22 protein-coding genes, 1 pseudogene and 1 other annotated feature are annotated in these 24,533 nt (G+C 35.4%); of the genes and pseudogenes, 14 read left to right on the forward strand and 9 right to left on the reverse strand.

Features of this window, described 5'->3' with window-relative positions:
• Nucleotides 1–495: 495 nt before the first annotated feature.
• Nucleotides 496–1,086: a hypothetical protein gene (locus tag ABH957_RS25775; RefSeq protein ID WP_002065987.1), complete on the reverse strand. Its 591-nt coding sequence runs from the start codon at nucleotides 1,084–1,086 to the stop codon at nucleotides 496–498.
• A gap of 446 nt (nucleotides 1,087–1,532) precedes the next feature.
• Here ABH957_RS25775 and ABH957_RS25780 point away from each other — a divergent pair, with 446 nt between their 5' ends.
• Nucleotides 1,533–1,718 carry a hypothetical protein gene (locus ABH957_RS25780; protein ID WP_404512509.1) on the forward strand — a complete coding sequence of 62 codons (186 nt, stop codon included), beginning with the start codon at nucleotides 1,533–1,535 and terminating at the stop codon, nucleotides 1,716–1,718.
• A 241-nt stretch (nucleotides 1,719–1,959) separates the two neighbouring features.
• Nucleotides 1,960–2,991: a Delta(5) desaturase DesA gene (desA, locus tag ABH957_RS25785; protein ID WP_404447186.1), complete on the forward strand. Its 1,032-nt coding sequence runs from the start codon at nucleotides 1,960–1,962 to the stop codon at nucleotides 2,989–2,991.
• Between the two features lie 542 nt (nucleotides 2,992–3,533).
• On the opposite strand, the gene proC is transcribed toward desA, so the two are convergent.
• A complete protein-coding gene (gene proC / locus ABH957_RS25790; protein ID WP_404490877.1) occupies nucleotides 3,534–4,352 on the reverse strand; it encodes a pyrroline-5-carboxylate reductase in 819 nt (272 codons plus the stop codon).
• A gap of 339 nt (nucleotides 4,353–4,691) precedes the next feature.
• Nucleotides 4,692–4,902: a binding site (T-box leader), on the forward strand.
• A 144-nt stretch (nucleotides 4,903–5,046) separates the two neighbouring features.
• Between proC and proB the strand changes: the two genes are divergently transcribed.
• Nucleotides 5,047–6,150: a glutamate 5-kinase gene (proB, locus tag ABH957_RS25795; protein ID WP_404490878.1), complete on the forward strand. Its 1,104-nt coding sequence runs from the start codon at nucleotides 5,047–5,049 to the stop codon at nucleotides 6,148–6,150.
• A gap of 123 nt (nucleotides 6,151–6,273) precedes the next feature.
• A complete protein-coding gene (locus ABH957_RS25800; protein ID WP_404453354.1) occupies nucleotides 6,274–7,521 on the forward strand; it encodes a glutamate-5-semialdehyde dehydrogenase in 1,248 nt (415 codons plus the stop codon).
• A 77-nt stretch (nucleotides 7,522–7,598) separates the two neighbouring features.
• On the opposite strand, the gene ABH957_RS25805 is transcribed toward ABH957_RS25800, so the two are convergent.
• Both ABH957_RS25805 and ABH957_RS25810 read right to left on the reverse strand, forming a co-directional pair.
• Nucleotides 7,599–8,792 (reverse strand): NupC/NupG family nucleoside CNT transporter, encoded by a 1,194-nt coding sequence (locus ABH957_RS25805; RefSeq protein ID WP_002084844.1) that lies wholly within the window; start codon nucleotides 8,790–8,792, stop codon nucleotides 7,599–7,601.
• 246 nt (nucleotides 8,793–9,038) lie between these two features.
• Nucleotides 9,039–10,274, reverse strand: a complete 1,236-nt coding sequence (locus tag ABH957_RS25810; protein ID WP_404490879.1) for a helix-turn-helix domain-containing protein — start codon at nucleotides 10,272–10,274, stop codon at nucleotides 9,039–9,041.
• 226 nt (nucleotides 10,275–10,500) lie between these two features.
• On the opposite strand from ABH957_RS25810, the gene ABH957_RS25815 reads away from it, so the two are divergent.
• Nucleotides 10,501–12,789: a glycoside hydrolase family 3 C-terminal domain-containing protein gene (locus ABH957_RS25815; RefSeq protein WP_404512511.1), complete on the forward strand. Its 2,289-nt coding sequence runs from the start codon at nucleotides 10,501–10,503 to the stop codon at nucleotides 12,787–12,789.
• A 293-nt stretch (nucleotides 12,790–13,082) separates the two neighbouring features.
• On the opposite strand, the gene ABH957_RS25820 is transcribed toward ABH957_RS25815, so the two are convergent.
• Entirely contained in the window at nucleotides 13,083–13,574 is a 492-nt protein-coding gene (locus tag ABH957_RS25820) for a DinB family protein (protein ID WP_404490881.1), read from the reverse strand.
• A gap of 354 nt (nucleotides 13,575–13,928) precedes the next feature.
• On the opposite strand from ABH957_RS25820, the gene ABH957_RS25825 reads away from it, so the two are divergent.
• The 9 genes and pseudogenes from ABH957_RS25825 to ABH957_RS25865 all read left to right on the forward strand — a co-directional run bounded on the left by ABH957_RS25825 (nucleotide 13,929) and on the right by ABH957_RS25865 (nucleotide 20,512).
• On the forward strand, nucleotides 13,929–14,972 hold the full coding sequence (locus ABH957_RS25825) for an ArsR/SmtB family transcription factor (RefSeq protein WP_404490882.1): 1,044 nt from the start codon (nucleotides 13,929–13,931) through the stop codon (nucleotides 14,970–14,972).
• Between the two features lie 57 nt (nucleotides 14,973–15,029).
• On the forward strand, nucleotides 15,030–16,244 hold the full coding sequence (locus ABH957_RS25830) for an MFS transporter (RefSeq protein ID WP_404453366.1): 1,215 nt from the start codon (nucleotides 15,030–15,032) through the stop codon (nucleotides 16,242–16,244).
• 97 nt (nucleotides 16,245–16,341) lie between these two features.
• Nucleotides 16,342–16,668 carry a heme-degrading monooxygenase HmoA gene (hmoA, locus tag ABH957_RS25835; protein WP_404453368.1) on the forward strand — a complete coding sequence of 109 codons (327 nt, stop codon included), beginning with the start codon at nucleotides 16,342–16,344 and terminating at the stop codon, nucleotides 16,666–16,668.
• Nucleotides 16,669–16,852: 184 nt separating this feature from the next.
• The gene (locus tag ABH957_RS25840) at nucleotides 16,853–17,290 is read left to right on the forward strand and encodes a VOC family protein (RefSeq protein WP_000250787.1); all 438 of its coding nucleotides are present in this window, start codon (nucleotides 16,853–16,855) and stop codon (nucleotides 17,288–17,290) included.
• Nucleotides 17,291–17,481: 191 nt separating this feature from the next.
• A complete protein-coding gene (locus tag ABH957_RS25845) occupies nucleotides 17,482–18,186 on the forward strand; it encodes a nucleotidyltransferase domain-containing protein (protein ID WP_404453371.1) in 705 nt (234 codons plus the stop codon).
• A gap of 207 nt (nucleotides 18,187–18,393) precedes the next feature.
• On the forward strand, nucleotides 18,394–18,813 hold the full coding sequence (locus ABH957_RS25850) for a VOC family protein (protein WP_404490883.1): 420 nt from the start codon (nucleotides 18,394–18,396) through the stop codon (nucleotides 18,811–18,813).
• 147 nt (nucleotides 18,814–18,960) lie between these two features.
• Nucleotides 18,961–19,179: pseudogene (locus tag ABH957_RS25855) on the forward strand (IS1595 family transposase); the annotation flags it as partial.
• Nucleotides 19,180–19,255: 76 nt separating this feature from the next.
• Nucleotides 19,256–19,537: a hypothetical protein gene (locus tag ABH957_RS25860; RefSeq protein ID WP_404453900.1), complete on the forward strand. Its 282-nt coding sequence runs from the start codon at nucleotides 19,256–19,258 to the stop codon at nucleotides 19,535–19,537.
• 471 nt (nucleotides 19,538–20,008) lie between these two features.
• Nucleotides 20,009–20,512: a GNAT family N-acetyltransferase gene (locus ABH957_RS25865; RefSeq protein WP_404453376.1), complete on the forward strand. Its 504-nt coding sequence runs from the start codon at nucleotides 20,009–20,011 to the stop codon at nucleotides 20,510–20,512.
• Nucleotides 20,513–20,661: 149 nt separating this feature from the next.
• Here the strand turns inward: ABH957_RS25865 and lsrF are convergent, their stop codons facing one another.
• The 4 genes from lsrF to ABH957_RS25885 all read right to left on the reverse strand — a co-directional run bounded on the left by lsrF (nucleotide 20,662) and on the right by ABH957_RS25885 (nucleotide 24,484).
• Nucleotides 20,662–21,444, reverse strand: coding sequence for a 3-hydroxy-5-phosphonooxypentane-2,4-dione thiolase (gene lsrF, locus ABH957_RS25870; protein WP_404453379.1), 783 nt, complete (start codon nucleotides 21,442–21,444; stop codon nucleotides 20,662–20,664).
• A gap of 6 nt (nucleotides 21,445–21,450) precedes the next feature.
• On the reverse strand, nucleotides 21,451–21,813 hold the full coding sequence (locus ABH957_RS25875; RefSeq protein WP_000909986.1) for a cupin domain-containing protein: 363 nt from the start codon (nucleotides 21,811–21,813) through the stop codon (nucleotides 21,451–21,453).
• Between the two features lie 176 nt (nucleotides 21,814–21,989).
• Complete coding sequence (gene lsrK / locus ABH957_RS25880) at nucleotides 21,990–23,552, reverse strand: autoinducer-2 kinase (protein WP_404453381.1); 1,563 nt, start codon at nucleotides 23,550–23,552, stop codon at nucleotides 21,990–21,992.
• On the reverse strand, nucleotides 23,552–24,484 hold the full coding sequence (locus tag ABH957_RS25885; protein WP_404512513.1) for a sugar-binding transcriptional regulator: 933 nt from the start codon (nucleotides 24,482–24,484) through the stop codon (nucleotides 23,552–23,554). Before ABH957_RS25885 ends, lsrK begins: the two co-directional genes overlap by 1 nt.
• Nucleotides 24,485–24,533: the final 49 nt, after the last annotated feature.

The raw sequence follows: 24,533 nt of genomic DNA on the forward strand, positions 1-24,533 counted from the left end.
CAAAACTAAAAGGCATGAGCCCAGTACAATACCGGACCCATGCCCAAAAGGTTGCCTAATGAAATAATCAGTCTAACTTTATGGGGTCACTTCATCCTTTAGATTACAAGAAATCGGCTTTTTATATAAAAGATCGCTTAGCGTACGAAAATCGCTTTTTGTTGGCAGTGCCCTGTCACAATCAAGCTGAGAAAAACAAATAATCCAAAACGAGAAAATTCTTAAGTTGATGGATGTGTGATGCTACTCATATGTTAAGGTTCGAGTCATTTGAAACAGCACCCTCTATATTGAGTGGTGTTAAAGCGACGTATATGATAAAAAAGATGTATCGCTTGTAAAAAAATTGCATCACCTTGAATGAGCTAATACGACAAGAATCCGTTTCGGGCCTAATTAGGGAATGCAGTACAGATCAGTATATAGTATACAAGCATTCCCTTTCTATAAATACGGTATGTTTTTAATATAATTAAAAGAAAATTTTTGTGTTCTTTAATATGATGTCACATAATACCAGTTTTTTTCTATTTTTGTGATTTCTTTATATTCATTATTAAAGTCGTATTTGTTTGGTCTAGTATCATTTGGTGTATAAATAAATCCTGAAAAATTATCTAATATACCACGATAAGTAAAAAAGAAAACAGAAATACCATTTTTATTTTGTTGAATAATTACATCCCCACCGTTTTTGGAAGTGGATGCAAACTGTTTAGGTAAATGAATTTGTCTACTATCATAATGAACATTAGGAGTTAACTCTTTATGTTCTATAAGTGCTATAACTTTTTCACGGTCTTCTTTATAGATAATAAAATCTAAATTTATATAAATCTCATTAAATGGTATACATATCCAAGTAATTATTATGATTAATTGAATAATTAATGGTTTCCAATTTTTGTATTTGATAAGATGTATGATTGTGAAAATTAATATTAAGAAAAACAATCCATGAACTATTATTGAAAGAAATGGCATAACAAATGGGGTAAGGAATTCAACTAAATACCATTTGAAAAAATGATAAAGTATGAGAGCGAGACCGCTTATTAATGTAATTTTGGTTAAATTCTTATTCAAATTTTGAATCTCCTTTCTATACTAAAAACTATGTGATTTTAGTATGAATATAAAATATATTCTTTCATAAATTTCCCTTGTTTTCATTTTATTAACTTTGTGTGATTAATATTTTGAATATATCATAGATTTGAAATTAAATAAACGGACGTTGAATTTTTATATTTTATATAGAATAACAGTTAAATAAAAGTGAGGGAAGTTTTCAAAATAGACTAGTTTTTTATTTTAAATGTAATTTGATTTGTTTCATGAAATAGATCCGGTTCCGGTAAAATCAGTTGTAACAAGTGAACATTACGTTCATTGTGTATGTTATTCGTTTTTTATCGTTCTAGAAAACTGGTTATTGTTAGTTTCCTGACAGTGGGGAATTAATAATAAAAAAGAATAAATATAAGCTTGCGTAAATGTTATGGAAAATCAAATCCTTGTTTACATTGAGGATGTCGAAAACAGCTTATGGAGGAGCAACAATGATGAATCTTCGTAAAAAGATAATGAGGCTAGCATTAGTGGGAACGATTGTACTAGGTACAGGAAGCATAATGAACGATAACGAGGTAAAAGCTGAGACGAAAAAAGCAGGACAGCTCACTTCTTATTGTGGAAACAGGGCAGTACAGAAGTGAAAAAAACTCTGTGTTTCTTTTTAATTAATATATTTATTTGGAAAAACTTCGAAATTTCCGGCACAAATGCTCCTTCTATCCTATAATAGAAGCTATTCTGGACGTAAGTAATTTGTAAGGAATGAGTAAGAAAAAAGAGATTTTCATAGTATAAAATATTTATTATACCTACGTATAACACCTACTACTAATAATGTGTTATAATACGAATTAGCAACATAAAGGAAAGGAATTAGAAAAAATGACATTACAAAATACTAAAAATTTAAAAAAACAAGTTGCTCCTTTTGAAAAATCAACGGCAAAAAAAAGTGTTTGGCAAATCATCAATACGGTAGTGCCATTTATTATCTTATGGTACCTTGCTTATAAAAGTTTGTCCGTTTCTTATTGGCTAGCATTAGTTCCATCTCTGTTAGCCGCTGGATTTATGACACGGGTTTTCATTATTTTTCATGATTGTACCCATCATTCTTTTTTTAAAAGTCGCCGTGTAAATAGAATAGTAGGGACATGTATGGGTGTTTTAACTTTATTCCCGTTTGATCAATGGGGGCATGAGCATTCCGTTCATCACGCTACAAGTGGTAATTTGGATAAGCGAGGTACAGGAGATATTTGGACGCTTACAGTGAATGAATATTTGGCAGCGCCATTTAGACTCCGTTTAGCATATCGTTTATATCGCAACCCATTCGTTATGTTTGTGTTAGGTCCGATTTATGTTTTCTTACTTAAAAATAGATTTAACAGAAAAGGTGCTAGAAAGAAGGAACGCATGAACACCTATTTGACGAATGTTTTAATTGTTGCTTTAGTAGGGTTACTTTGCTGGGCAATCGGATGGCAATCGTTTCTTTTAGTACATGGTTCCATATTCTTAATAGCAGGTTCAATAGGTATTTGGCTGTTTTACGTACAGCACACATTCGAGGATTCTTATTTTGAAGAAGATAAAGATTGGGAATATGTGAAAGCGGCAGTGGAAGGAAGTTCGTTTTATAAACTTCCCAAAATCCTGCAATTTCTAACTGGTAATATTGGATTTCATCATGTTCACCATTTAAGTCCAAGAGTACCTAACTATAAACTAGAAGAGGCACACAATAATACGCTTCCTTTAAAGAATGTACCAACGATTACTCTTGCTACAAGCTTGCGGTCAATCCGTTTCCGTCTTTGGGATGAGCAAAACAACAATTTTGTTAGCTTTAAAGACGTTAAAAAATTAGTGAAAAACAATGTTTCTATTCCAGTAAAATCAGAACTATAACTTCATCAAATATGACTGACTCCCCTTAATCATTTTCGATTTAAGGGGAGTTTTTGTTTAAATGGTAAATGCCGGATAAACAGCAAACTTAAATGATTTAAATTGTAATGGAGGTGGATTAGGAAATAGTAGGTATTAATATTAGAGGACGATAAAAATATTATGTTAACAATTTAGGGCGATTGATATTACTTTTTTCAATAGATATTATGCTTAGTCTCTGAGTATATTTCATCTGGTATGTATCATGTCTTTTACAAGAAACGTATGATTTAAAACTTAATACAATCTGCAGAAAATACATATAAAAATGATGTTACCTTAATGATAAAAGGGTATTACGCTATAAAATAAATGATAATAAGAACAGTGAAATTATTTTAAGATAACAAAATAGAAAACGGACAAACTCAATTATCCTTGAATTTGTCCGTTCAGTTACTGGTGAAAAAGGAGGAGTATGTAAATGTAATGTACATATAGTCTAAAACTGTTTAAAGATATGTGAATGTATTTAAAGTGGGTTTCTTTACACTTATTTATTACTTTTTAGTTTGCCTAGATAGTTCAACAGACTTTTGCGTACAACGCTGCATAGCTGAAATGATTGCTGTTCGTAAGCCTTTTTCCTCTAATGTTGCTACAGCTTCTATCGTTGTTCCGCCAGGAGAACAAACCATATCTTTCAATGCACCTGGATGTATTCCTGTTTCTAGTACCATTTTTGCAGAGCCTAATACAGCTTGAGCTGCGAATTTATATGCTTGATTTCTTGGCATACCATCTAGTACGGCAGCATCTGCCATCGCTTCTATAATCATATATACGTATGCTGGCGAAGAACCACTTACAGATGTTACAACGTCCATTAATTTTTCGCTTACAATCTCTGTTTGACCAAAGCTATTGAAAATGTTTAGCACATCTTCTAAATCTTTTTCTGTCACCATTTCATTAGGGCATAACGCAGACATTCCTTCTCCAACAAGAGCAGGGGTGTTAGGCATTACTCTTACAACCTTTAATTTTTTAGCAAAAGCTTCTTCAGTACTTTTAATGCTTTTCCCGGCAGCGATCGTTACGACGATAACATCGTTTTTGATTATTTCTTTTATTTCGTTAATGATTGATGCGTATAGGTCTGGTTTAATTGATAAAATTAAAATATCAGCATTTTTAGCTACTTCATTGTTGTCAGTAGTTGTAGTTAGCCCATATTTTTCACTAGCATTTTTTAAATTCGTAGTGTTTAAATCCGAACAACGAATATTATTTGCAGACACTATCTTTTTGTTTAGCATCCCACCAATCATAGCCATTCCCATATTTCCGCAACCGATGAATCCAATTTGTTTATCCATAATAACTCAATCTTGCTCCTTTTATAATAAATTATATCATTTTGAAATTGTTATCTTAAAATAACAATAACATCTCCATGCAATATAAAGAAACATTCTAAGAGAATATATTCCTTTTTGCAACACCAAAAGTTGAAAATCAATTATATTCGACATTATGTAAATATATACACTTTAATTTTAGGTTTTATGTTGATGAATATGAGGTAAACTTATATCGATTTGTATTTTCATTCAGTAGGGTAATAATTTCATACAAGTAACTTGCCGCTCTATTTATTTTTAAAAATACTTCTTGACACCAAATCAAATTATATCGCATAATATAAAAAATTAAACCGAAAATCGTTGAAGGGAAATAGTACATATGTCTTCTTGCGAAAGAGAGTGGAATTCACCGGCTGAAAGATTCCTCGTATAGAATGTATCGAACCTATCCCTGAGTCTTAAATGAAAGTTTAGGCGTACGCCTGCGTTATAGGCGCCAAGTGGATATCTATGTATATCAATTAAGGTGGTACCGCGGAACAATGACCGTTTCGTCCTTTTTATTTTATTAAGGGCGAAGCGGTCATTTTTATTTTGCCCTTTAGTACTATAGGTGCAGCATTGATGAGGATAGACATAGCTGCAAACTGTATAAATAAAAGTGTAATTTATAAAAACTTTGATTTTAGACTTGGGGGATAAAAAAGTGAGAAAGCAAAGAATTGTTGTAAAGATTGGGAGCAGTTCCTTGGCAGCAAGTCATGGAGGCATCTGTAAAGAACAACTTTCAGATCACGTTGCTGCATTGGCACGATTGAAAGAGGAAGGGCATGAAGTTTTGTTGATTACATCTGGGGCAGTCGCTGCAGGTTTTTCTGCTCTAGGGTATCCTAGCAGACCTGTGACAATTAAAGGGAAACAGGCTGCTGCCGCTGTCGGGCAAAGTTTATTAATGCAGGCATACACGGAGGAATTCCGTAAATATGGTATCGTTACTGCACAACTTTTACTAACGAGAAGTGATTTTTCTAGAAAAGAACAATACAGTAACGCTTACGCTACTTTAGGAGAGCTACTAAATCGTTCCGCTCTTCCTATAATCAACGAAAATGATTCCATTTCTTTAGAAGAGCTGACGTTCGGTGATAATGATATGCTGTCAGCTTTAGTAAGCGGACTTGTTTCGGCGGATATGCTCATGATTTTTACAGATGTGAACGGTTTATATGACCAAAATCCTCAGAAAAATGCGGATGCGAAAAAATATCATTTCCTTCCTGAGGTAACGGAAGAAATTGCTTCTCTTGCAGGAGATGCTGGCTCAAAACTTGGGACTGGCGGTATGAAATCAAAAATCGATGCTGCAAAGACGGCACTATCTCTTGGAGTGAGTGTATTTATCGGAACGGGATGTGGACAGGAGAAGTTTTTAGATGTTATGAAGGGCAAAGGTGATGGAACATATATCGGGAATGCTCCTCAAAAAGTGATTAAGATAAACAAGCAATGGATCGCACTACATTCGCTTGTTAGCGGACAAATTGAAGTAGATGCGGGGGCAGCCACTGCCATCATTCAACATGGAAAGAGTCTTCTTCCTGCTGGTGTTACAAATGTGTCAGGATTTTTCCAAGTGGGTGAAGTCGTGGAAGTAATCACGCAACAAGGGCGCGTAATAGGAAAAGGACAATGCACATATAGCGCAGAGGAACTAAAGGATCTAAAAGGTATGCAAAGCCAAGATATTCAAGCAAGAGGGGAAAGGCCTAGTTATGAAGTTATCCATAGGGATCATTGGGTTTCATTTTAAGAATAGTGAGGGCAGAGTCCACTGCTCAAATTCTTTAATTCCATAGGCGGGAAACACTTAGTTGGTCGAGATAAACGGGTCTTTAATTTTTACTTATTAACTTTTTAAAAGGAGGAAATAAAAATGAATGAAGTGTTGGCAAAGGGGAAAAAGGCGAAAGAAATTGCTAGAGAACTTGTACTTAAATCTACAAATCAAAAAAACGAAGCACTTGCTGCGATTGCTGATCAGATGATAGTAGAAACAGCTTATATTTTAGAGGAAAACAAACGGGATATTGAAGAAGGGAAGACAAAAGGATTTTCTGATTCTCTTCTTGATCGCCTTATGCTGAATGAACAGCGTATCATTGATATGACTGAAGGTATTAAGCAACTAATTGATTTACGTGATCCTGTTGGAGAATGTGTTAGTGCATGGGAACGACCAAATGGATTATCTATTCAGGAGATGCGCGTACCACTTGGTGTTGTCGGAATGATTTACGAGGCAAGGCCGAATGTGACAGTGGATGCTGCTACAATTTGCTTGAAAACAGGAAACGCAGTAATACTACGTGGTAGTTCTTCTGCTATTCATTCTAACAAAGCCATCGTTAGCGTTATTCACCGAGCGCTTAAACAAACAAGCTTGCCTCCAGAAAGCGTACAGCTCATAGAAGATACAACGCGCGATAGTGCAAAGCAGTTGTTTACATTGAATGAGTACTTGGATGTTCTTATCCCAAGAGGCGGCAAGCAGTTAATAGATACTGTAGTGAGAGAAGCATCTGTTCCAGTACTTGAAACAGGTGCGGGAAATTGTCATATTTTCATTGATGAAACAGCGGATAAACAAATGGCATTTAATATTATTATAAACGCAAAAACGCAGCGTCCATCTGTATGTAATGCAATTGAAACGATTATACTTCATGAGAATTGGGCGCAACAATTTGGTAGCGAGCTATTTTCTTCCTTGAAGGAAAGAGGCGTGGAGCTACGTGGTGATAATAAAGCATTGGCAATTGATTCTTCTATTGCATTAGCTTCAGAAGAAGACTGGGAAACAGAGTTTTTATCTCTCACACTGGCAGTTAAAGTGGTTTCCACTACGGAAGAAGCGATTCATCATATAAATACGTATGGATCCATGCATTCCGAAGCGATTATTACAGAGAACGAGGAAAACGTCAGTAAGTTTTTCACATCTGTTGATGCGGCTGCACTGTATCATAATGCATCAACTCGTTTTACTGATGGATCTGAATTCGGATTCGGCGCAGAAATTGGCATCAGTACACAAAAGCTACATGTAAGGGGACCAATGGGGCTACCTGCATTGACTTCCACAAAATATGTGATTCGTGGAAATGGACAGATTCGGAGATAAGAATTATAAAAGAACAAGTAATAAGATGAAGACACCCAATTCAGTTTAAGTGTCTTCATCTTATTACAATTATTCATTTACCATACAAAAAGCCCCACAAGCATAGCGCTTAATAAGGAAACAGCCATTCCGCTAACAAGAAGCTTCCAAACATTTTTACCGATTATTGATGATTTTTCCCCGCCAAATAATGAATTATAAGTTCCATAAATCATACCTACTGTACTAAAGTTTGCAAAAGAAGCTAGAAATGTAGTTGCAACTGCAATTGTATGTGGTTGTAAAGACTTTAGGTTTGATTTTAAATCCATCATTGCAACAAATTCATTCGTTGTTATTTTTATCCCCATTAATTCAGCTACATACATAGCATCTTTTCCTGATAAACCAAGTAAAAAAGCGAAGGGACTAAAGATAATCGAGAAGATTTTTTGAATTGTTAAACCTGTTACAAAAAAGCTTAAAATACCATTTAAACATGCTGTTAATGCTACATATCCAATTACCATCGCTAAAATAACAATAACCATATTCATCCCAACTAACATACTGTTTGAAATAGTAGAAAAGAAATCTTTTTTTTCATTTTTTGAAGGTGAATAAATAACATCCTCTTCTTTAGTAACTTCTACAGGATTTAAAACATTAGCCAAGATTAATGCGTTAATACAGTTTAAAGGAATAGCGCTGAAAATATATGTTGCTGGAACCATTGATAGATAAGCACCAAGAATGGATCCGCTGACGCTACTCATACTCATAATTCCAAAAGTCAACAAACGATTTTCTTTTAACACAGATAATTGATCACGAACAACTGCAAGTGCTTCCGTATTTCCTAAAAACATCATTTGAATGGAAAAGAAGCTTTCTAACTTTGGTAAACGAGAAATCTTTGAAATGATTGCACCAACTTTATCAATAATCCAAGTTAAGATTCCAAAATACGAAAGAATATCAAAGAAAGTGATAACAAAAATGATAGGAAGTAAGGCGCTAAAGAAGAAATCAACTGTTTGATTTTCCATAGCTGAAGGAAATACAAATCGAATTCCTTCATTCGCACATGATAGTAGCCAACTGAAAAATGACGCAATTTTATTAATGATAATACTGCCCAATTTCGTGCCTAACATAAACCACGTAATAAAAAGCTCCAATATTATTAGAATAACAATTGGTCTCCATTTTATTTTTCTTTTATTAGGCGAACATAGGAAAACGATTAATATTACAACGAAAATCCCTAACATATTTAATATGAAATGCATGTCAACAACTCCTTGAGGCTTATTATTTGTATATAAAAAAGCCTCTATTCTTCCAAATTTGGATTATGATCAGAAGTTATGAAGAATGTAAATTATGTTTGGGAGTAATCTATTTCAATTTATGTATTAAAAATTAATGTTTTTTCGCTTTATAAAGGATATGTATTAATAATGTAAAGCAACAAAATAAATCTATTGGTAGAACGAAGGACAATAATTATTGGAAGTATGATAAAATTTTCTAAACTAATAACTGTGTCCATTTTTAAATTGTTTAGGTGAAATACCAGTATGTTTTTTAAAGACCTTTGTAAAATGACTTTGGTCATGGAAATTTAATAGTGTGGAGATTTCTGATATAGAATGTTTTGTATAGGTCATTAAGCTTTTTGACTCATCTATCTTAGCACGCTGAATATATTCGTCTAATGAAATTCCAACTTCTTTCTTGAAAAGGGAAGATAGATAACTAGGATTTAATACGACTATTTCTGCTAGATGGGATAGTGTAATATCTTCGTAAAGATGAGTAAATATATAATTTTGGCATATGTTTATAGGCTTTGAATGTTTTTGCATTTTCCCGTTTTTAACTCGTTCTGAGAACTCAAGTAAAGCATTCTCTAAAAATGGGGAAATGGCTTCACTTTTTTTTATCTCTTCGAGTTTTTGAATTAATAAATCACTGAGGGTATATGCAATTTCAGGGAATAGTCCACCATCTATAGCCGACCTTGTCGCGAGTGTAATTGCTGCGATGGCAGAATTTTTCTGGCTTCGCAGGTGACTTGTTTTTGACAACACCCCAAAATCTCCTGATTCAGGTAATTTTCTTAGATTTTTAATTAAATCATCCTTTTTTCCTTCCTTAATACACTCAAATATTTTCCTTTCAACTAGTGGATCGATATGAGTTAATGTACTTTGACGTTGCTCCGATATATGTATAGCGGGCTGTTCAATCTCAAAATCATCCTTTTTTAACAGTATATTTTTTTGCAAAATATCAGCAATGTCTAATTTTTGTTGATACAGCATGTAATAAAGAACCATGCTTATATTTAAAAATTGCAAATTGCTTAAAACAGGGAGAGATTGATAATAGCGAATCATTTCCTCTTTGTTTATTTTTAGTTGAAGATCATTAACGATTCCTTTAATTGAGGTTTCTAATAACCTGGAATAAAGGACTGGTCCAACGATGATATTCCCGCAAAGTTGATCGTTTAAACGTAAGTTAATTGAGAAAAAATTTTCAAGAAAGGCAGTCTCTTCAAGTACCGGAAAAGTATAGGGTGGATTTCCCTTAAATAGTTGATTAAATAACGCCTCTTTTGAAGAATACAAAGGGTTATGTTGAAAATTGTGCGAGATTTCAAATGCCAAATCCCCTTTGTTATCAATGAAAAAGATAGGTGTTTTATGTATGTCAAAGACTAGCTTACAAATATAATATAAATCTTCAAGTTTGGAGCAATTCATTATTTTAACCTCTATTCTTTAAGCATTAGCCTATATATGTACAAGTTAAAATCCTCTCCTAAGCAAAGGTTTTAAAATAAGAACGAAAGAGAGTACGGTTTAACCATAAATATAATCAGCTAAAATTTTTACCGGTATTCTAAAAAATATACCATAACATCTAAAAAATAATAACTATAATGACATTAAGAAAGCGTTTACTTAATTATTTTTTAGGAGGGCTATCATGAAAAGGGATATTAAGAAAATCATTTCACAAATGACATTAGAAGAAAAGGCAAGTCTATGTTCTGGATTAGACTTTTGGAATACAAAAGGGATTGAGCGATTAGGAATTCCTTCAATTATGGTAACTGATGGACCACACGGACTTAGAAAACAGGCAGAGGGAGCTGATCACTTAGGGATTTATAACAGTATTCCAGCGACTTGTTTCCCTTCAGCAGTAGGGTTAGCAAGTACATGGAATAAAGAATTAATAAAACAAGTAGGAGTTGTATTAGGAGAAGAATGTCAGGCTGAAAATGTAGGAGTTCTCCTTGGACCAGGTGCAAATATAAAACGTTCGCCGCTATGCGGAAGAAACTTTGAATATTTTTCAGAGGACCCGTATTTATCATCACAAATGGCTGCAAACCATGTTAAAGGCGTACAAAGTCAAGGGGTTGGAACGTCATTAAAACATTTCGCTGCTAATAATCAGGAGCATCGCAGAATGTCTGTAGATGCAATTGTTGATGAAAGAACATTGCGTGAAATCTATCTTGCTAGCTTTGAAGATGTTATTAAGGAAGCACAGCCTTGGACAGTAATGAGCGCTTACAACAAAGTGAATGGTGAATACGCTTCGGAAAATAACTATTTATTAAATGATATTTTAAAAGATGAATGGGGATTTGAAGGTTTTGTCGTTTCTGATTGGGGTGCAGTAAATGAGCGTGTTGCAAGTATAGCGAACGGCTTAGAGTTAGAAATGCCTTCAAGCTTTGGAATTGGTGAGAAGAAGATTGTTGATGCAGTTAACTGTGGTGAGCTGGCTGTAGAAAAGCTTGATCAAGCAGCAGAGCGATTACTTTACATTATTTTTAAAGCGTATGATAACCAATTAGAAAACGCTGTGTATAGTAAGGACGCACATCATCAGCTTGCAAGAGAAGTTGCAAGTGAAAGTATGGTTATGTTACAAAATGAAGCTTCCATTCTTCCGCTGAAAAAAGAGGGAACGGTAGCAGTAATTGGAGGGTTTGCAAAGCAACCACGTTTTCAAGGTGGCGGAAGCTCTCATATTAATCCAACAAATCTTGAAAGTATTCTCGAAGAAATTGAAACGGTATCAGGTGAAAAAACGAACATATTATTTGCCCAAGGCTATGACATTGCAAGTGATGATGTAAATGAAAGCATGGTTAATGAAGCAAAAAAAATAGCAGAGCGAGCAGATACAGCGGTCCTTTTCGTTGGACTTCCAGATCGTTATGAATCTGAAGGCTTTGATCGAAAGCATTTACAGATGCCAGAAAATCATGTGCAATTAATTGAGGCTATCGCTGAAGTTCAAAGTAATATCGTTGTAGTTTTAAGTAACGGTGCTCCAATTGAAATGCCATGGATAGGTAAAGTAAAAGGAATACTTGAAGGCTATTTAGGTGGCCAAGCATTAGGCGGGGCGATTGCCGATATATTATTTGGTGATGCGAATCCAAGCGGGAAATTAGCGGAAACATTCCCGAAAGTGTTAAGCGATAATCCTTCTTACTTAAACTTCCCTGGTGAAGGGGACAAAGTGGAATACAAAGAAGGTGTGTTCGTCGGATACCGTTACTACGATGCGAAAAATATTGAACCGTTGTTCCCATTTGGTTTTGGATTAAGCTATACAAATTTTGAGTATAGTAATCTTTCAATAAATAAGAAAGAGATAACGGATACGGACACTGTTTCTATCAGTGTGAACGTGAAAAATACTGGCAGTATAGCAGGGAAAGAAATTATTCAGCTTTATATAAAAGATGTTGAAAGCAGCATGACTCGTCCTGAAAAAGAGCTAAAAGGATTTGAAAAAGTAGAATTGCAACCGGGAGAAGAAAAAACGGTTAGCTTTACTTTAAATAAAAGAGCATTTGCTTATTATAATGTTGAATTAAAGGACTGGCATGTTGAAACAGGCGAATTTGAGATTTTAGTAGGAAAGTCTTCAAAAGAGATCGTTTTACATGATAGCATGTATGTTCAATCAACGACTATAACTCGAAAACCAGTGCATCGTAATACGTTACTTGGGGACATACTTACGGAACCAATCTTAGCACCACTTGCAAAAGAGCTTATGGAAAAAGCATTAAAAGACAGTCCGTTTGGTAGTATGACTGAAGGGGATAGTGATGCCTCTGAAATGATGGACGCTATGCTGAACTATATGCCATTACGAGCATTAGTGAACTTTAGCGCAGGTGCTTTTACAGAAGAAATGTTGAGTGAAATCATTGGGATATTGAACGATGCGCAGATGAATTAATAAGTGTGAATGAATTTTTTATCCCGTATTAACGGGCGGTAAGACTCCTACCTTAAAACTTGGCGAATGCGAGGAAGTGAGGTGGGAGATAATGGCCCGGAGATGCCCGGTTGGTTTGGGTAATAATCAGTCGGGATGGACAAAATCCCACTGATTAAAGTTTTATTTTATCCATGTAGGACGTTTCTCCAGCACGCAAAAAGGCAAATGAGAGTTAGAATCTCATTTGCTTTTTTTGTACTTATTTTGCTAAATGTAGAATCATATGCTTATCTATCATCTTTAATCATTGCTTATAAATATGAACGATGAGATGGCCATGAACCTTGGAGTTTACGAAGTTGTATAATTTGACCTGTATGATATGCATCGTGCAATAGGATATTCATATATTGTTGCCAAACTGGTAGAGACGGACTTGGTTGATCCAGTTCTGCTTCTTGAAGGGATGTTAATGAAGATCGTAAGGCATCATGTACTTGGAGCGTTCGCTTCACTGTTTGTTGCCAAGCATCATCATCATTAGGTCCACCTTGGACAAACGTGTCATCATTATTTTGTGGAGCAACAAATGTGTCATCTTGATGTAAGCGGGAAAGTAAGCGCTCTTTAAAGGTTAGTAAATGGTTTGCATTTTCCCAAATCGTATTACTGGCCTTTCCTTCTAGTTGCCAACATGCTTGTGCAGCAGTAAGATTCTTTAACGCTTCTGATATCGGTGGATACCATTCTTCTTCGTAAAAAACTTGCTTGACCCCATTTTGTAATATTTCTTTTTTACTCATTCGTATAGCCTCCTTAACTATGAGATAGACCGGCAATAAGTGTTAGAGAAATTAAGTAGAAACGTACCTACTTATCATCTAATTGATATTTGGAAGTCTCTAAAAGAACAATACGGCGCCGTTGTAGTAATTGCAGAAATAAACTTATGCTTTCTAAATCATTTTTCTTACTGCAATAAATTCTCCTTTCTCTTCAATAAACCTGCCTCATAGTTGAACAAGAAAATTAACTGCAGCTTAAATTTAAAAACTTGTAGCAATATAAAATTCAGAAAGTTTTAAAATTCCAAAAAATTAGAAGGTATAATTCGATAAAAATAGAATTAAATACATAGCAAATAAGGAGGGGATAAAATGGAAGTCTTTCACGTGACGAGTAGAAAGAGGGAAACGTACAACGTTGAAATGAAGTATTCGATACTTTTCGAATGCGCACTTGGCATTGCGGCAATTACTCATAAGAGGTTAATCGATACTCTTGAAAAGACTCAAAGTGAATGGGAAGAAATAAGACAATCTTTATCACATGAAATGATAGAGCATTTACAATTTGTTGAGAAGCATAATACGTGGAAAGCGTTGCTTCAGTTATTGTATGAGGGAGATTTTCAGGATCTATCACAGTTTATTGCAAATATCGATTCATTTTCAGAAGAAGATTTAAAGTATATATGTTTACCGTTTTTAGGAGAAGTGTATCAAGCGAAAAGACGTTTAGCCGCAAGCGGAGAAGCATCTGTAATACACGAACTAAAGGAACTGACACATGATCATCAGTTTTTCTCTACGTATATAGAGTTTGTATGTCATGCCGATGTGCGTGAACTAAAAACGCATTTAATTGCCGTTATGACAGGGTGGTATGACAGTGTTGTTAAAAAAGAGGCAGAAGAAATTGTTTCTATACTAGAGCGAGATTATGAAGCGAAAAATGAAATGAATAAAAAGATGCAACCGGAAGAGTTTGTAGAGTGGGCAACAGGTGGCGTTACATATATGCCAGAGCCAAGTGTTCATCACGTACTTCTTATCCCGCAAATTACATACAGACCGTGGAACATAGAAGCTGATATTGAAGATACGAAAGTGTTTCATTATCCAGTCGCAAATGAAAGTATACATCCAGAAGATCCGTATGAGCCGAGTTATTTTTTAGTTCATAAACATAAGGCGCTGGGGGACGAGGCAAGGCTTCGTATTGTAAAACTACTATTTGAACAAGAGCGTACGCTGCAAGAAATAACGGAAAGATTACAACTAGGAAAATCGACAGTACATCATCATTTGAAATTGTTACGTTCAGCAAAGTTAGTTGATATTCAAGACGGGAAATATGTATTGAGAAAGAAAGCAGTGCAGTCTTTAGCGAAAGAATTAGATGCATTTTTGAATAGATAATATATAACGAGAATGTACATAAAGGGAGGAATTTAATAGAAAAGTTGGTGAGCTATAGTGAAAAGTGTATTGAAAAACCGTTCATTCTTTTATATGTGGATTGGTAGTGCAATTTCAGAATTAGGCGGGGCTTTCGGGACGTTATGTAATTCAATTCTTGTATATGAGTTAACAGGATCGAAAACAGCATTAAGCAGTATGTGGTTACTATATCTAATTCCTTCTCTCATACTGCAACTTATAAGTGGCCCATTTATTGATAAATGGAGCCGAAAGTGGATTATGATTTTTTCGCAATGGATGCGGGCATCTGTTTTCTTACTGCCTTTGGCGATGCTAGTTACTAGCAGTATAGAAGTTTGGCACATTTACGTTGTCCAAATTATAGTTGGTATCATTACGCCTCTTTATACCCCTGCGAGCCAAGCGATTACACCAACTGTTGTGAATAAAGAGCAGCTTCAAGACGCGAATGCGTATATTGATGGAATGACTCGTCTTATGATGTTTCTCGCGCCAGTAATAGGTGGTATCGTCATTAAATTTATTGGAATCGAACTTACGCTATCTTTCGTATGTATGTGTTTATTTATAAGCGGAGGATTATTGCTTTTCATAAAAGAAAAGAGGGTACAGCAAGAACTTAGAAAAACGTGGCTAGAAGAGTTTCTTCACGGCTTTACATACTTTTTCGCAAAACCAGTTATCGTTTGGCTTGGTATCTTTCTAACATTCGTTCAATTTGGAGTAGGAGTAACGATGGTTACGAATCTTCCTTATATTAAAGATGAACTATCGGCAGGGTATGCTGAATACGGTTATTTTATGGCAGGATTCCCACTTGGCTATGTAGTTGGTTCCATGTTAGTTGGGAAAGTGAAGTATAGAAGCCGTAGATTACTTATGCTTGGAGGATTATTCGTAGGGGGCCTTACTTACATTTCACTAGGTTTAAATAATAGTATTATTATTGCGATTGTAATCGAGGTAATTGCTGGTATTTGTATTTCATTTTTCAATGTTCATAATACGACGATATGCCAACAAACTGTCCCAAATAATATGATAGGAAAAGTATTTTCAGTGCGATTATTTTTCATACGATCGGCAATGCCATTAGGTGTGTTATTAGGGGGAATACTGAGTGAAATGTGGGGAGTGAGAGTACTATACTTTATCATTGGCTCGATTATATGTGTCACTTCTTTAATAGGAATATTGCTTCCGTATTTCAAATTTTTAGATGAGGCGATTGAGGAGAAATCTGCATAATGCTAAAGATTCGAAACTTTATAATTGAAAATAATTATCATAATCAATTATAATAGAAGAATACTAGTATTCGTATTACAAAGAGGGAGTGGAATATATGTTTATCGAAACGAAGACATTTACAGTAAAAGAAGGTACATCTAATATAGTTGTAGAGCGTTTCACAGGAGAAGGAATTATTGAAAAATTTGAAGGATTCATCGACTTAAGTGTTCTCGTTAAAAAAGTAAGACGCGGAGACGAAGAAGTTGTAGTTATGATTCGCTGGGAATCGGAAGAAGCATGGAAGAACTGGGAAACGAGTGAAGAGCACTTAGCTGGACATAGAGCGGGCCGCGGTAAGCCAAAACCAGATCATATCATTAAGGTTGAGCACGGGGTTTATTATGTGAAATCATCGAAATCGACTTATCAACAGTCGTAAAAATACATTTGTTTAATTATATTCTTTCGAATAAATAACCATCTATCTGCTTACTGATAGATGGTTATTTATATTGAATAAAGAGAATGATTCGCCTGTGATGTAAGAAGAATTAACGGACAGGTTAAAACTAGAAATGTTATAATATAAACTCGATCAGTGAGTAAGATTAGGAGGGACAATAATGGTTCAATCGATAGTTCATATTGCATTAGTAGTAAAAGACTATGACGAGGCAATAGAGTTTTATACAAAGAAACTAAATTTCACATTAGTTGAAGATATTTATCAGCCAGAAGAAAACAAACGGTGGGTAGTGGTATCTCCTCCAGGTTCAGTCGGCACCACAATATTACTAGCCAGGGCATCTAAACCTGAACAAGAGCCCTTTATTGGTAACCAATCAGGTGGTAGAGTTTTTCTTTTCTTAAATACTGACGATTTTTGGAGAGATTATAATGAAATGATTTCAAGAGGAATAGAATTTGTGAGAGAACCGAAAGAGCAATCATATGGAATTGTGGCAGTGTTTAAGGATTTATACGGGAATTTATGGGACCTCCTGCAACTAAAAGATGATCACCCAATTGCACAAAGAATTAATAGAAAGCAATGCGACTAAGCATTTCACATGTATGTGAAAATAAAATAGAGCTCGGTATGTAAAAATTAGCAGTGTTTATAATGGAAATGTATGAGAAAAAATATAATTCAATATCGTTTAAAAGGTGTTTGCGTATTTTAGAAACTGAGAAATATCGATATATTCTTATAGGAATTCTATTACGTGCTCAATAACTTTGGAGGGTAAAAATGATAGAAAATCTTTCATTTATTACATATGAAAATCATAAAGAGTTAGTACATAAAATTCTAAATGAATATATAGCTAGGAATGAAGAGAGTGGATTAATGCTCATCGGATCTATAGCAAGAGGTGACGCATACCCCGAATCCGATTTAGATTTATACGTTCTTTTAGAGAATGGACAAAAGAAAGATTTTCATTCTGAAAAGAGAGAAGGTATTTTAATTGAATATAAGTATGCAGACTTTAAAAGAATTCAATTAAACTTTAAAAATAATCCAATGGAATTATACTCTTTTCTAGAAGGAGAAATTTTATTTGATAGTAACGGTGAGTTGAAAAGGTTAAAGGAAATAGCTCAACATAATTATGAAAATTATGCTGTTTCTAGTGATAAAGTAAAAAGCATTTCTCATTGGTTAAATAGTTCGCTTATTAAAATTCAGGCTGCTTTGAAAGTGAAAGATGAGTTAAAAGCTTCATACATAGTTCACACATCAATGTGGACATTACTAGAGGGAATATGGGCTATTAATAACAAGCCGACACCTCCAGCTGGATCTGCTTTAAGGTATATTCAAGCATTATCTATTAAACCGAATAATTTTGATGATTTACTTAATAAAGTGTTTTTAGGAGATACGACAGAGCGAATCTCTTCAGCAATTTCCTTGATTGAGTGGATTTTACTTAATTTGGAGAATAAATAATATGGCTATAACACTTGTCAAATTATATAGGTAAATCGATACTCCATGTCGAATTGTTCATATGATTGCATTCCTTTCGAAAAACGTTCTAAGCTATAGGAAAAAGCATAAGACTATAAAAAAGTCTTAGACGGTATATCTTTCTTTACATATGTAAGTGTTATCAATATGAGTATATATACCCTCTGCTTAAAAGGAGATGAGTAAATGAAGTTAAATCATTTGAATCTATGTGTCGATGATTTATCAGAAGCTAGACATTTCTTTGAAACATTTTTTGATTTTCAATTTTTGGAGCAAAAGGGAAAGGCACTAGTAGTGATGAGTGATGAGAGTGGATTTATACTTGTGCTAAGCGATCCAAAAGCATTTAAGGGGAATAAGGAAGTTATGTATCCGGAAGCTTTTCATATTGGTTTTTTAGTGGATAATTCAAGTGAAGTTGATCATGCATATAATCGTTTAGTAGCTGGTGGCATTGAAATAGACAAGGAACCGTATGCAATGAGAGGTAGTAGTTATGGTTTTTATTTTACAATGTTTAATGGATTGTTAATTGAAGTGTCTTGCCTTGACTATAGAGATGGTAAGAAAGTTTCAAAACTGAATGGCACTCATCAAGAATAATTCTTTGAAGGTGTATATATAGCCCCTTATCCAGTTTGGAAAGGGGCTTGTTCATTTTATTCGCTTTTTTAATGGAACACCCAAGTGAAAAATAAGCATCTTTTAGTCAAAAATCTGACTTGTGAGACAGCTTCTTTATTAACCTATAATGTAAATGGTCTCCATTCTCGTATGAAACAATGGATAGACCGATTTAAAGGCGTGGTTACAAAAGATCTCGATAACTATCTCGTTTGATTTTTATTTATTGATAGTTGCAGTAACGAAAGCACTAAACACAATATAAAAGAGTTTCTCCTATCGTCATTTGTATATGAAATGATTGATACGTATGAGAGCTTACGTTTATTTAAATTTATTGTGTAATTGTTCATTCTTATGCAACAAAAAATAATTATCGTTTCTTTCTTAAAATGATAAAATTATATTTGGAGGTTAAATTATCAAAAAATTCAGTGTATTCTCAATAGTCTTGATGTTTGTGGGGATATTATTATTCGGATTAAATTGGATAATAGATGGATATTCTGAGCCGGTTGTCCTTTTTAGTTTTATTTCTTTTTTAGTTGGAATTGTACTAAGTTTTATAGCAGTTGCTAAACGGGAAAAAGGAACATTAAAATTCATATCACTTATTTCTTTCTTCGTTGTGATGCTTTTAATTACTTGGTTTGAACCATTTCAGGTACTTCGAATTATTACTTGGCTAAAAAATGTCTCTTAACAGCGAAAAGTCGAAAGTATAAAAACGGGAAACCCTTATATTTGGGTTTCCCTCTAATTTACTCAATTTTCAATATTAAAATTTAGCAGAGCCAAAAATATAAATATTAAGCGTGAAAATAGTAAGGATACACCGATTATGGCAGAAAATTAGTGGGAGTTTATCATTATTTTAAGAAATAGAGGAAGATTTCTTATAGGATAAGTGAAAATCTAAAACAAATTATTTATGAACGAGAGTGTAGTCACTTTAAACCAACTGTTGTAGATTTTAAATAAAGTTTGATAAAAAGGACTATTTTGTAGGGGAATTGTTTATGCATAAAAGAATACTAATTTTTTGTATACTGTTTCTGTAAACTTTCGCGAGGGTTGGAAAATAGATTTGCAAATCAATCGGGTTTCCAATCTGATGTGGTGATGAGGTACGAAACTATTATGAGTGCAGTGAAATAACTAGGAGGTTTTCACTATGACAACTTCATATAAAGCTATGGCGTTCCAGCTGAAAACTGAACGACTTGACCTGAATATGTGGGAGGAATCCGATGCAGTCTGGCTGAGAAAATTAATTGGCGAACGTGGTGTGGACGTGCCAACCATTGACTCCGTTCGTAGCGATCTTATCGAGATGCATAAGAGAGCAACCGAAAATGGCATTTCCCTTCTCACGATTCGTAGGCGAGACGAAGGAGATTTTATCGGATACTGTGGCTTGATTATCGGTCGTTCCACGCTTGAAGAGCCGGAAATTGCATACGAGTTGTTCCGCAGTGTTCATCGTAATGGTTATGCGACTGAGGCAGCATCCGCTGTGCTGGAGGCTGCGATTGCTACTGGGCGCCACAGACTTTGGTCAACTGTAGGTGCTTGGAATGTTGCGTCCTTCCGGGTACTAGAAAAGATAGGATTTGAGCGGCATCACAGTACGTGGGACGAGCGCGGTGAGATTGTTTGGAACGTACGCGATCTGTAGAGATCCTGACTAAATTCGGAACAATGTAAAATGTAAAATGTAAAAGAAAGCCCATATGTTAGATTACTCAGTCATCTAACATATGGGCTTTTCTTTATAGTAGAATATTAAATTTTTGTATATTTAAGTGTAATAGTCTGTCTTTCACATTAATTTTTTACATCATCATATAATTCCAGCGCCTCTTTCACATTCAATCTATTTTTCACAATGCCATGTATCGCTTGAATCATCGCAGCCGGATGTTCGGACTGCCATATGTTTCGGCCCATGTCTACTCCGATTGCACCTTCTTGCAGCGCATTGTACGTAATGTTTAATGCGTCTTCGATTGAATCTAGTTTCGGTCCTCCCGCGATTACGACTGGAGCAGGGCATGTGCTTGTGATTTTTTCGAATCCTTCGCAGTAGTACGTTTTAATAATATCAGCTCCCATTTCAACACATACGCGGGAGGCGAGTGCTAGAAAGCGAGCTTCACGTTTTTGTAGTTCTTTCGCAACGGCGGTAATACCGAGTACTGGCAGGCCGTAATCGTGAGCTTCAGAGACTACGTTTGCGAGATTTGAAACAGTTTGTGTTTCAAAGTCTGATCCAACAAAGACAGAAACGCCGACGCCAATTGCGTTTTGTTTTACTGCTTCTTTCACAGGTGTAACAATTGTTTCATTCGCTAAATCTTTGCCTACTACAGTTGCCCCGCCTGATACACGCATAACCATCGGTGTGTTGCAGTTTTCAGGAATACAGGAACTTAATACGCCTCGTGTTAAAAAGAGGGAGTCAGTATATGGAAGCAAGTTTTTAACTGTTTCTAACGGTTGTTCAAGTCCGTGAATTGGCCCTAAAAAGTAGCCGTGATCTATCGCTAACATAACCGCTCTGCCGTCAGGTAAAATTGTGTTTAATCGATTTTTAAATCCCCAAGTCATTAGGAATCACTCCTTCGTTAATGTTGGATTTTCAGTTTGTACAGTATCTTTATTTGGTAAATGTGGTGACTTTATAAAAACAGCTTTAAAAGGCTTATCGGAATGGTTAATAAGATAATGAGATTCATGAGGGCGAACTTGCAAGACATCACCTTGTTTGATCGGAACTCTCTCGTTATTCACATAGAAATCTATTTCGCCTTCTAACGCATAGAAGACTTCTTCGCACGTTGTATGATAGTGATTTTGAAACTCTTGCCCAGGCTGAATGACGACAAGCCCAAGATCAATATTCGGACCTTGTATTAAATATTTCGGGCCGTTATCACCGAAGCGATAGGAGAAATCATTTTCATTCGCTTTTAACATACATTTCACTCCTTTATCCCGCGTTAACGGGCAGTAAAACTCCCATCTCAAAAATTGGCTGGAGCAAAGAAGTTAGGGGGAAGTCAACTGCCCGTAAACGCCCGATTGGTTCAACTAATAATCAGTGGGGGAGGAACAAAACCCCCACTGATTAAAGTTTCACTTTATGTAATGTGTTACAGAGCACCGGGTGCAATCCACATATGTGAGGTGAGCCCTTTATCGGCTAAAGCGAGCTGACTGTTATACACAGTTTTCCATGTTTCATAGAATTCCTTATATAGTTCATGATTTTCAGTGACTGGCTCAAATGTTTTTTCCCACTGTACAAATTGTTCGGCAGTCTCTGCCATAGATGAATATATGCCAGCACCAACCCCAGCGGCAATTGCCGTACCTAAAGCAGCGGCTTCTTTTACAACGGGTACTTTAACAGAGATTCCGAGGACATCTGCTAAGATTTGTGGCCAAAGTTTTCCTTTAGCAGCGCCGCCAGCAAAAATCACTTCAGAAGGAAATTTACCTGTGAGAGCCTCTATTAATTTCAAGTTGCCGAATGTAACGAAGGCGGCATTTTCTTCTATTGCCCGGAACATTTCTTTTTTACCGCATTTTTCAGCATCTAAACTTAAATTTAAAAAGGATGGTGCAGCATGTCGCCAAGAAATATAATTCATTACATTTGAAAAAGTGGGGATTATGCCATGTGAGCCTACAGGAACTTCTTTCGCTTGTTCTTCTAGTAATTCATAAGCCTCTATACTGAGTTTTTCAGCGAGCCGTTTTTCTTCATGGCAAAAGGCATCTCGAAACCACCTCATAACAAGGCCAGGGAAGAAAGCGATTGTTTCGTATTGCCATAGGTTAGGAATGACGTGGCAATTAACACGAATCGCCGCATTTGGATCAGTTTCTGGTTTTGTTATATTTACTTCTTGTTGCCAAAAACTGCCCCCACATATAAATGTTTGTTCAGGCTTTACAACTCCAGTTCCAAGCGATGCCATTTGTGCATCTCCGCCGCCAGCAACGACCGGTGTTCCTTCATGTAATCCTGTTAATTCAGCACTTCGTTTTGTGATATTCCCAATAGTTGTACCAGCTTCATTTACTTTTGGAGAAAAGGCTAGAGTAAGACCGCATTGCTCAGCGATGGAGTTATCCCAAGCTCTATTTTGTAAATCGAATATACCGGACGTACATCCATTTGAAGAATCAATTTGCAGTACGCCGCACAATTTATATAAAATCCAATCGTTTAACATCGTAAAGGAATGAATGTTTTTGTACACGTCTGGTTCATGTTTTTTAATCCAAAGTAAGCGAGGTAAAGCACCTAACGAAAAAGTTTGACCGGATTTTCTATATAAATCTTCTTCAATTTCGGAACGTATTTGTTTTAGTTCACTAACTTCCGCTGATGCGCGGCCATCAACATTTGCACAAGCCCATATTTCTTGCCCGTTTTTATCGTATAAAACAAAACCTTCGCGCATGCTCGTTGCACTAATACCTTTAATAGAAGAGGAGGACGTATTACTTTTTTGAAGAACCTCTTTCGTACATTGTTGAACGAGCTGCCAGTTTTCAGTTACATCAAAATTCATAGAACCAGGGTAACGACTATCTGATTTATGAATCCATTCTTTTTGACTAACAGCAAGTTGATTACCGCTTAAATCAAAAAGAACTGCTCGAATGCTCCCTGTACCAGCGTCGTAAGCTAATAGAGTAGACATTAAGAGTCACCTTCCTTTCTTAATAAGGAGAGGGCAGTTTCTTCATCGGTAATTAATGTATGAATGAACTTTCCTTTTAAGGCGCCGTAAATTGCAGCTATCTTTTCCGTACCGCCAGCTACACCAACGACATGTTTCATATTTTGAAGAACAGAGAGTGGTGTGCCGATAAGACGGTTATGATGGGGAAGTTCTAATTGTTTTCCGTCAGTATTATAAAATTGCCCTAAAATATCTCCAGCCCCGTTTTGACTACGTATATAAGTCATTTCACATAGTGTTAATTTTTCTTCTTTCACAATTGTGGCGTCTTGAGATAAGCTGCCAATGCCAACTACTGCTGTATGAGCGAGTGAAGCGACGTGAAGCATATCTTTCACGCTCGGTTCAGATAGAATAATTTGTGTCATTTCATTTGTAGATGTAAGAAAAGGGGTAGGAATAATATGAAGATCGCCTTGCATGTAGTTTAAATAGCTTTGATTTCTTGGAATATAGTGATTTACGCCTCCTGTAAGAGTAACGATTGAAAGACTCATAGAGCTATCAAAATGAATGTTTTCTAGCATTTTACTTATCGTCTCTCCCCAGCCAATCCCAAGTAAATCACCTTGTTGCAATTGAGTTTCTAAATATTGTGCGGCAGCTTTTCCGAGTGAAAATGCATAATCCTCAGGTGGAGTTGGAATAACGAAAGCATCTTTTAGATGGAATTTTTTCATAAGGTCACGTTCGATGCTTAAACAGTGCAAACCAGTACCTTTTATGTGAAATGTGACGACACCTTCCGTCCGTGCTTTATCTAACAACCGAACGACTTTATTTCTTGAAATGTGAAGAAGTGAAGCAATTTCTTGCTGGGTTAGTTGATCTTTATAATAGTACCAAGCTACTTTTGTTAACAAATTGTCTTCAAAGCTCAGCTGTGACATGCTCTTCATCCCTTTCAACAATTGACCACTGCTTAAACATATGTGTTCG

It is taken from the genome of Bacillus sp. RC242 (genome assembly GCF_044908245.1).
GTDB classification, from domain to species: domain Bacteria; phylum Bacillota; class Bacilli; order Bacillales; family Bacillaceae_G; genus Bacillus_A; species Bacillus_A mycoides.

Bases quoted from the DNA above. Each gene is read 5' to 3' on its own strand.
- ABH957_RS25780 (WP_404512509.1), top strand. From the start codon at position 1,533: ATGTCGAAAACAGCTTATGGAGGAGCAACAATGATGAATCTTCGTAAA.
- desA (WP_404447186.1), top strand. From the start codon at position 1,960: ATGACATTACAAAATACTAAAAATTTAAAAAAACAAGTTGCTCCTTTT.
- proC (WP_404490877.1), bottom strand. From the start codon at position 4,352: ATGGATAAACAAATTGGATTCATCGGTTGCGGAAATATGGGAATGGCT.
- ABH957_RS25800 (WP_404453354.1), top strand. From the start codon at position 6,274: ATGAATGAAGTGTTGGCAAAGGGGAAAAAGGCGAAAGAAATTGCTAGA.
- ABH957_RS25805 (WP_002084844.1), bottom strand. From the start codon at position 8,792: ATGCATTTCATATTAAATATGTTAGGGATTTTCGTTGTAATATTAATC.
- ABH957_RS25810 (WP_404490879.1), bottom strand. From the start codon at position 10,274: ATGAATTGCTCCAAACTTGAAGATTTATATTATATTTGTAAGCTAGTC.
- ABH957_RS25815 (WP_404512511.1), top strand. From the start codon at position 10,501: ATGAAAAGGGATATTAAGAAAATCATTTCACAAATGACATTAGAAGAA.
- ABH957_RS25820 (WP_404490881.1), bottom strand. From the start codon at position 13,574: ATGAGTAAAAAAGAAATATTACAAAATGGGGTCAAGCAAGTTTTTTAC.
- ABH957_RS25825 (WP_404490882.1), top strand. From the start codon at position 13,929: ATGGAAGTCTTTCACGTGACGAGTAGAAAGAGGGAAACGTACAACGTT.
- hmoA (WP_404453368.1), top strand. From the start codon at position 16,342: ATGTTTATCGAAACGAAGACATTTACAGTAAAAGAAGGTACATCTAAT.
- ABH957_RS25840 (WP_000250787.1), top strand. From the start codon at position 16,853: ATGGTTCAATCGATAGTTCATATTGCATTAGTAGTAAAAGACTATGAC.
- ABH957_RS25845 (WP_404453371.1), top strand. From the start codon at position 17,482: ATGATAGAAAATCTTTCATTTATTACATATGAAAATCATAAAGAGTTA.
- ABH957_RS25850 (WP_404490883.1), top strand. From the start codon at position 18,394: ATGAAGTTAAATCATTTGAATCTATGTGTCGATGATTTATCAGAAGCT.
- ABH957_RS25865 (WP_404453376.1), top strand. From the start codon at position 20,009: ATGACAACTTCATATAAAGCTATGGCGTTCCAGCTGAAAACTGAACGA.
- lsrF (WP_404453379.1), bottom strand. From the start codon at position 21,444: ATGACTTGGGGATTTAAAAATCGATTAAACACAATTTTACCTGACGGC.
- ABH957_RS25875 (WP_000909986.1), bottom strand. From the start codon at position 21,813: ATGTTAAAAGCGAATGAAAATGATTTCTCCTATCGCTTCGGTGATAAC.
- lsrK (WP_404453381.1), bottom strand. From the start codon at position 23,552: ATGTCTACTCTATTAGCTTACGACGCTGGTACAGGGAGCATTCGAGCA.
- ABH957_RS25885 (WP_404512513.1), bottom strand. From the start codon at position 24,484: ATGTCACAGCTGAGCTTTGAAGACAATTTGTTAACAAAAGTAGCTTGG.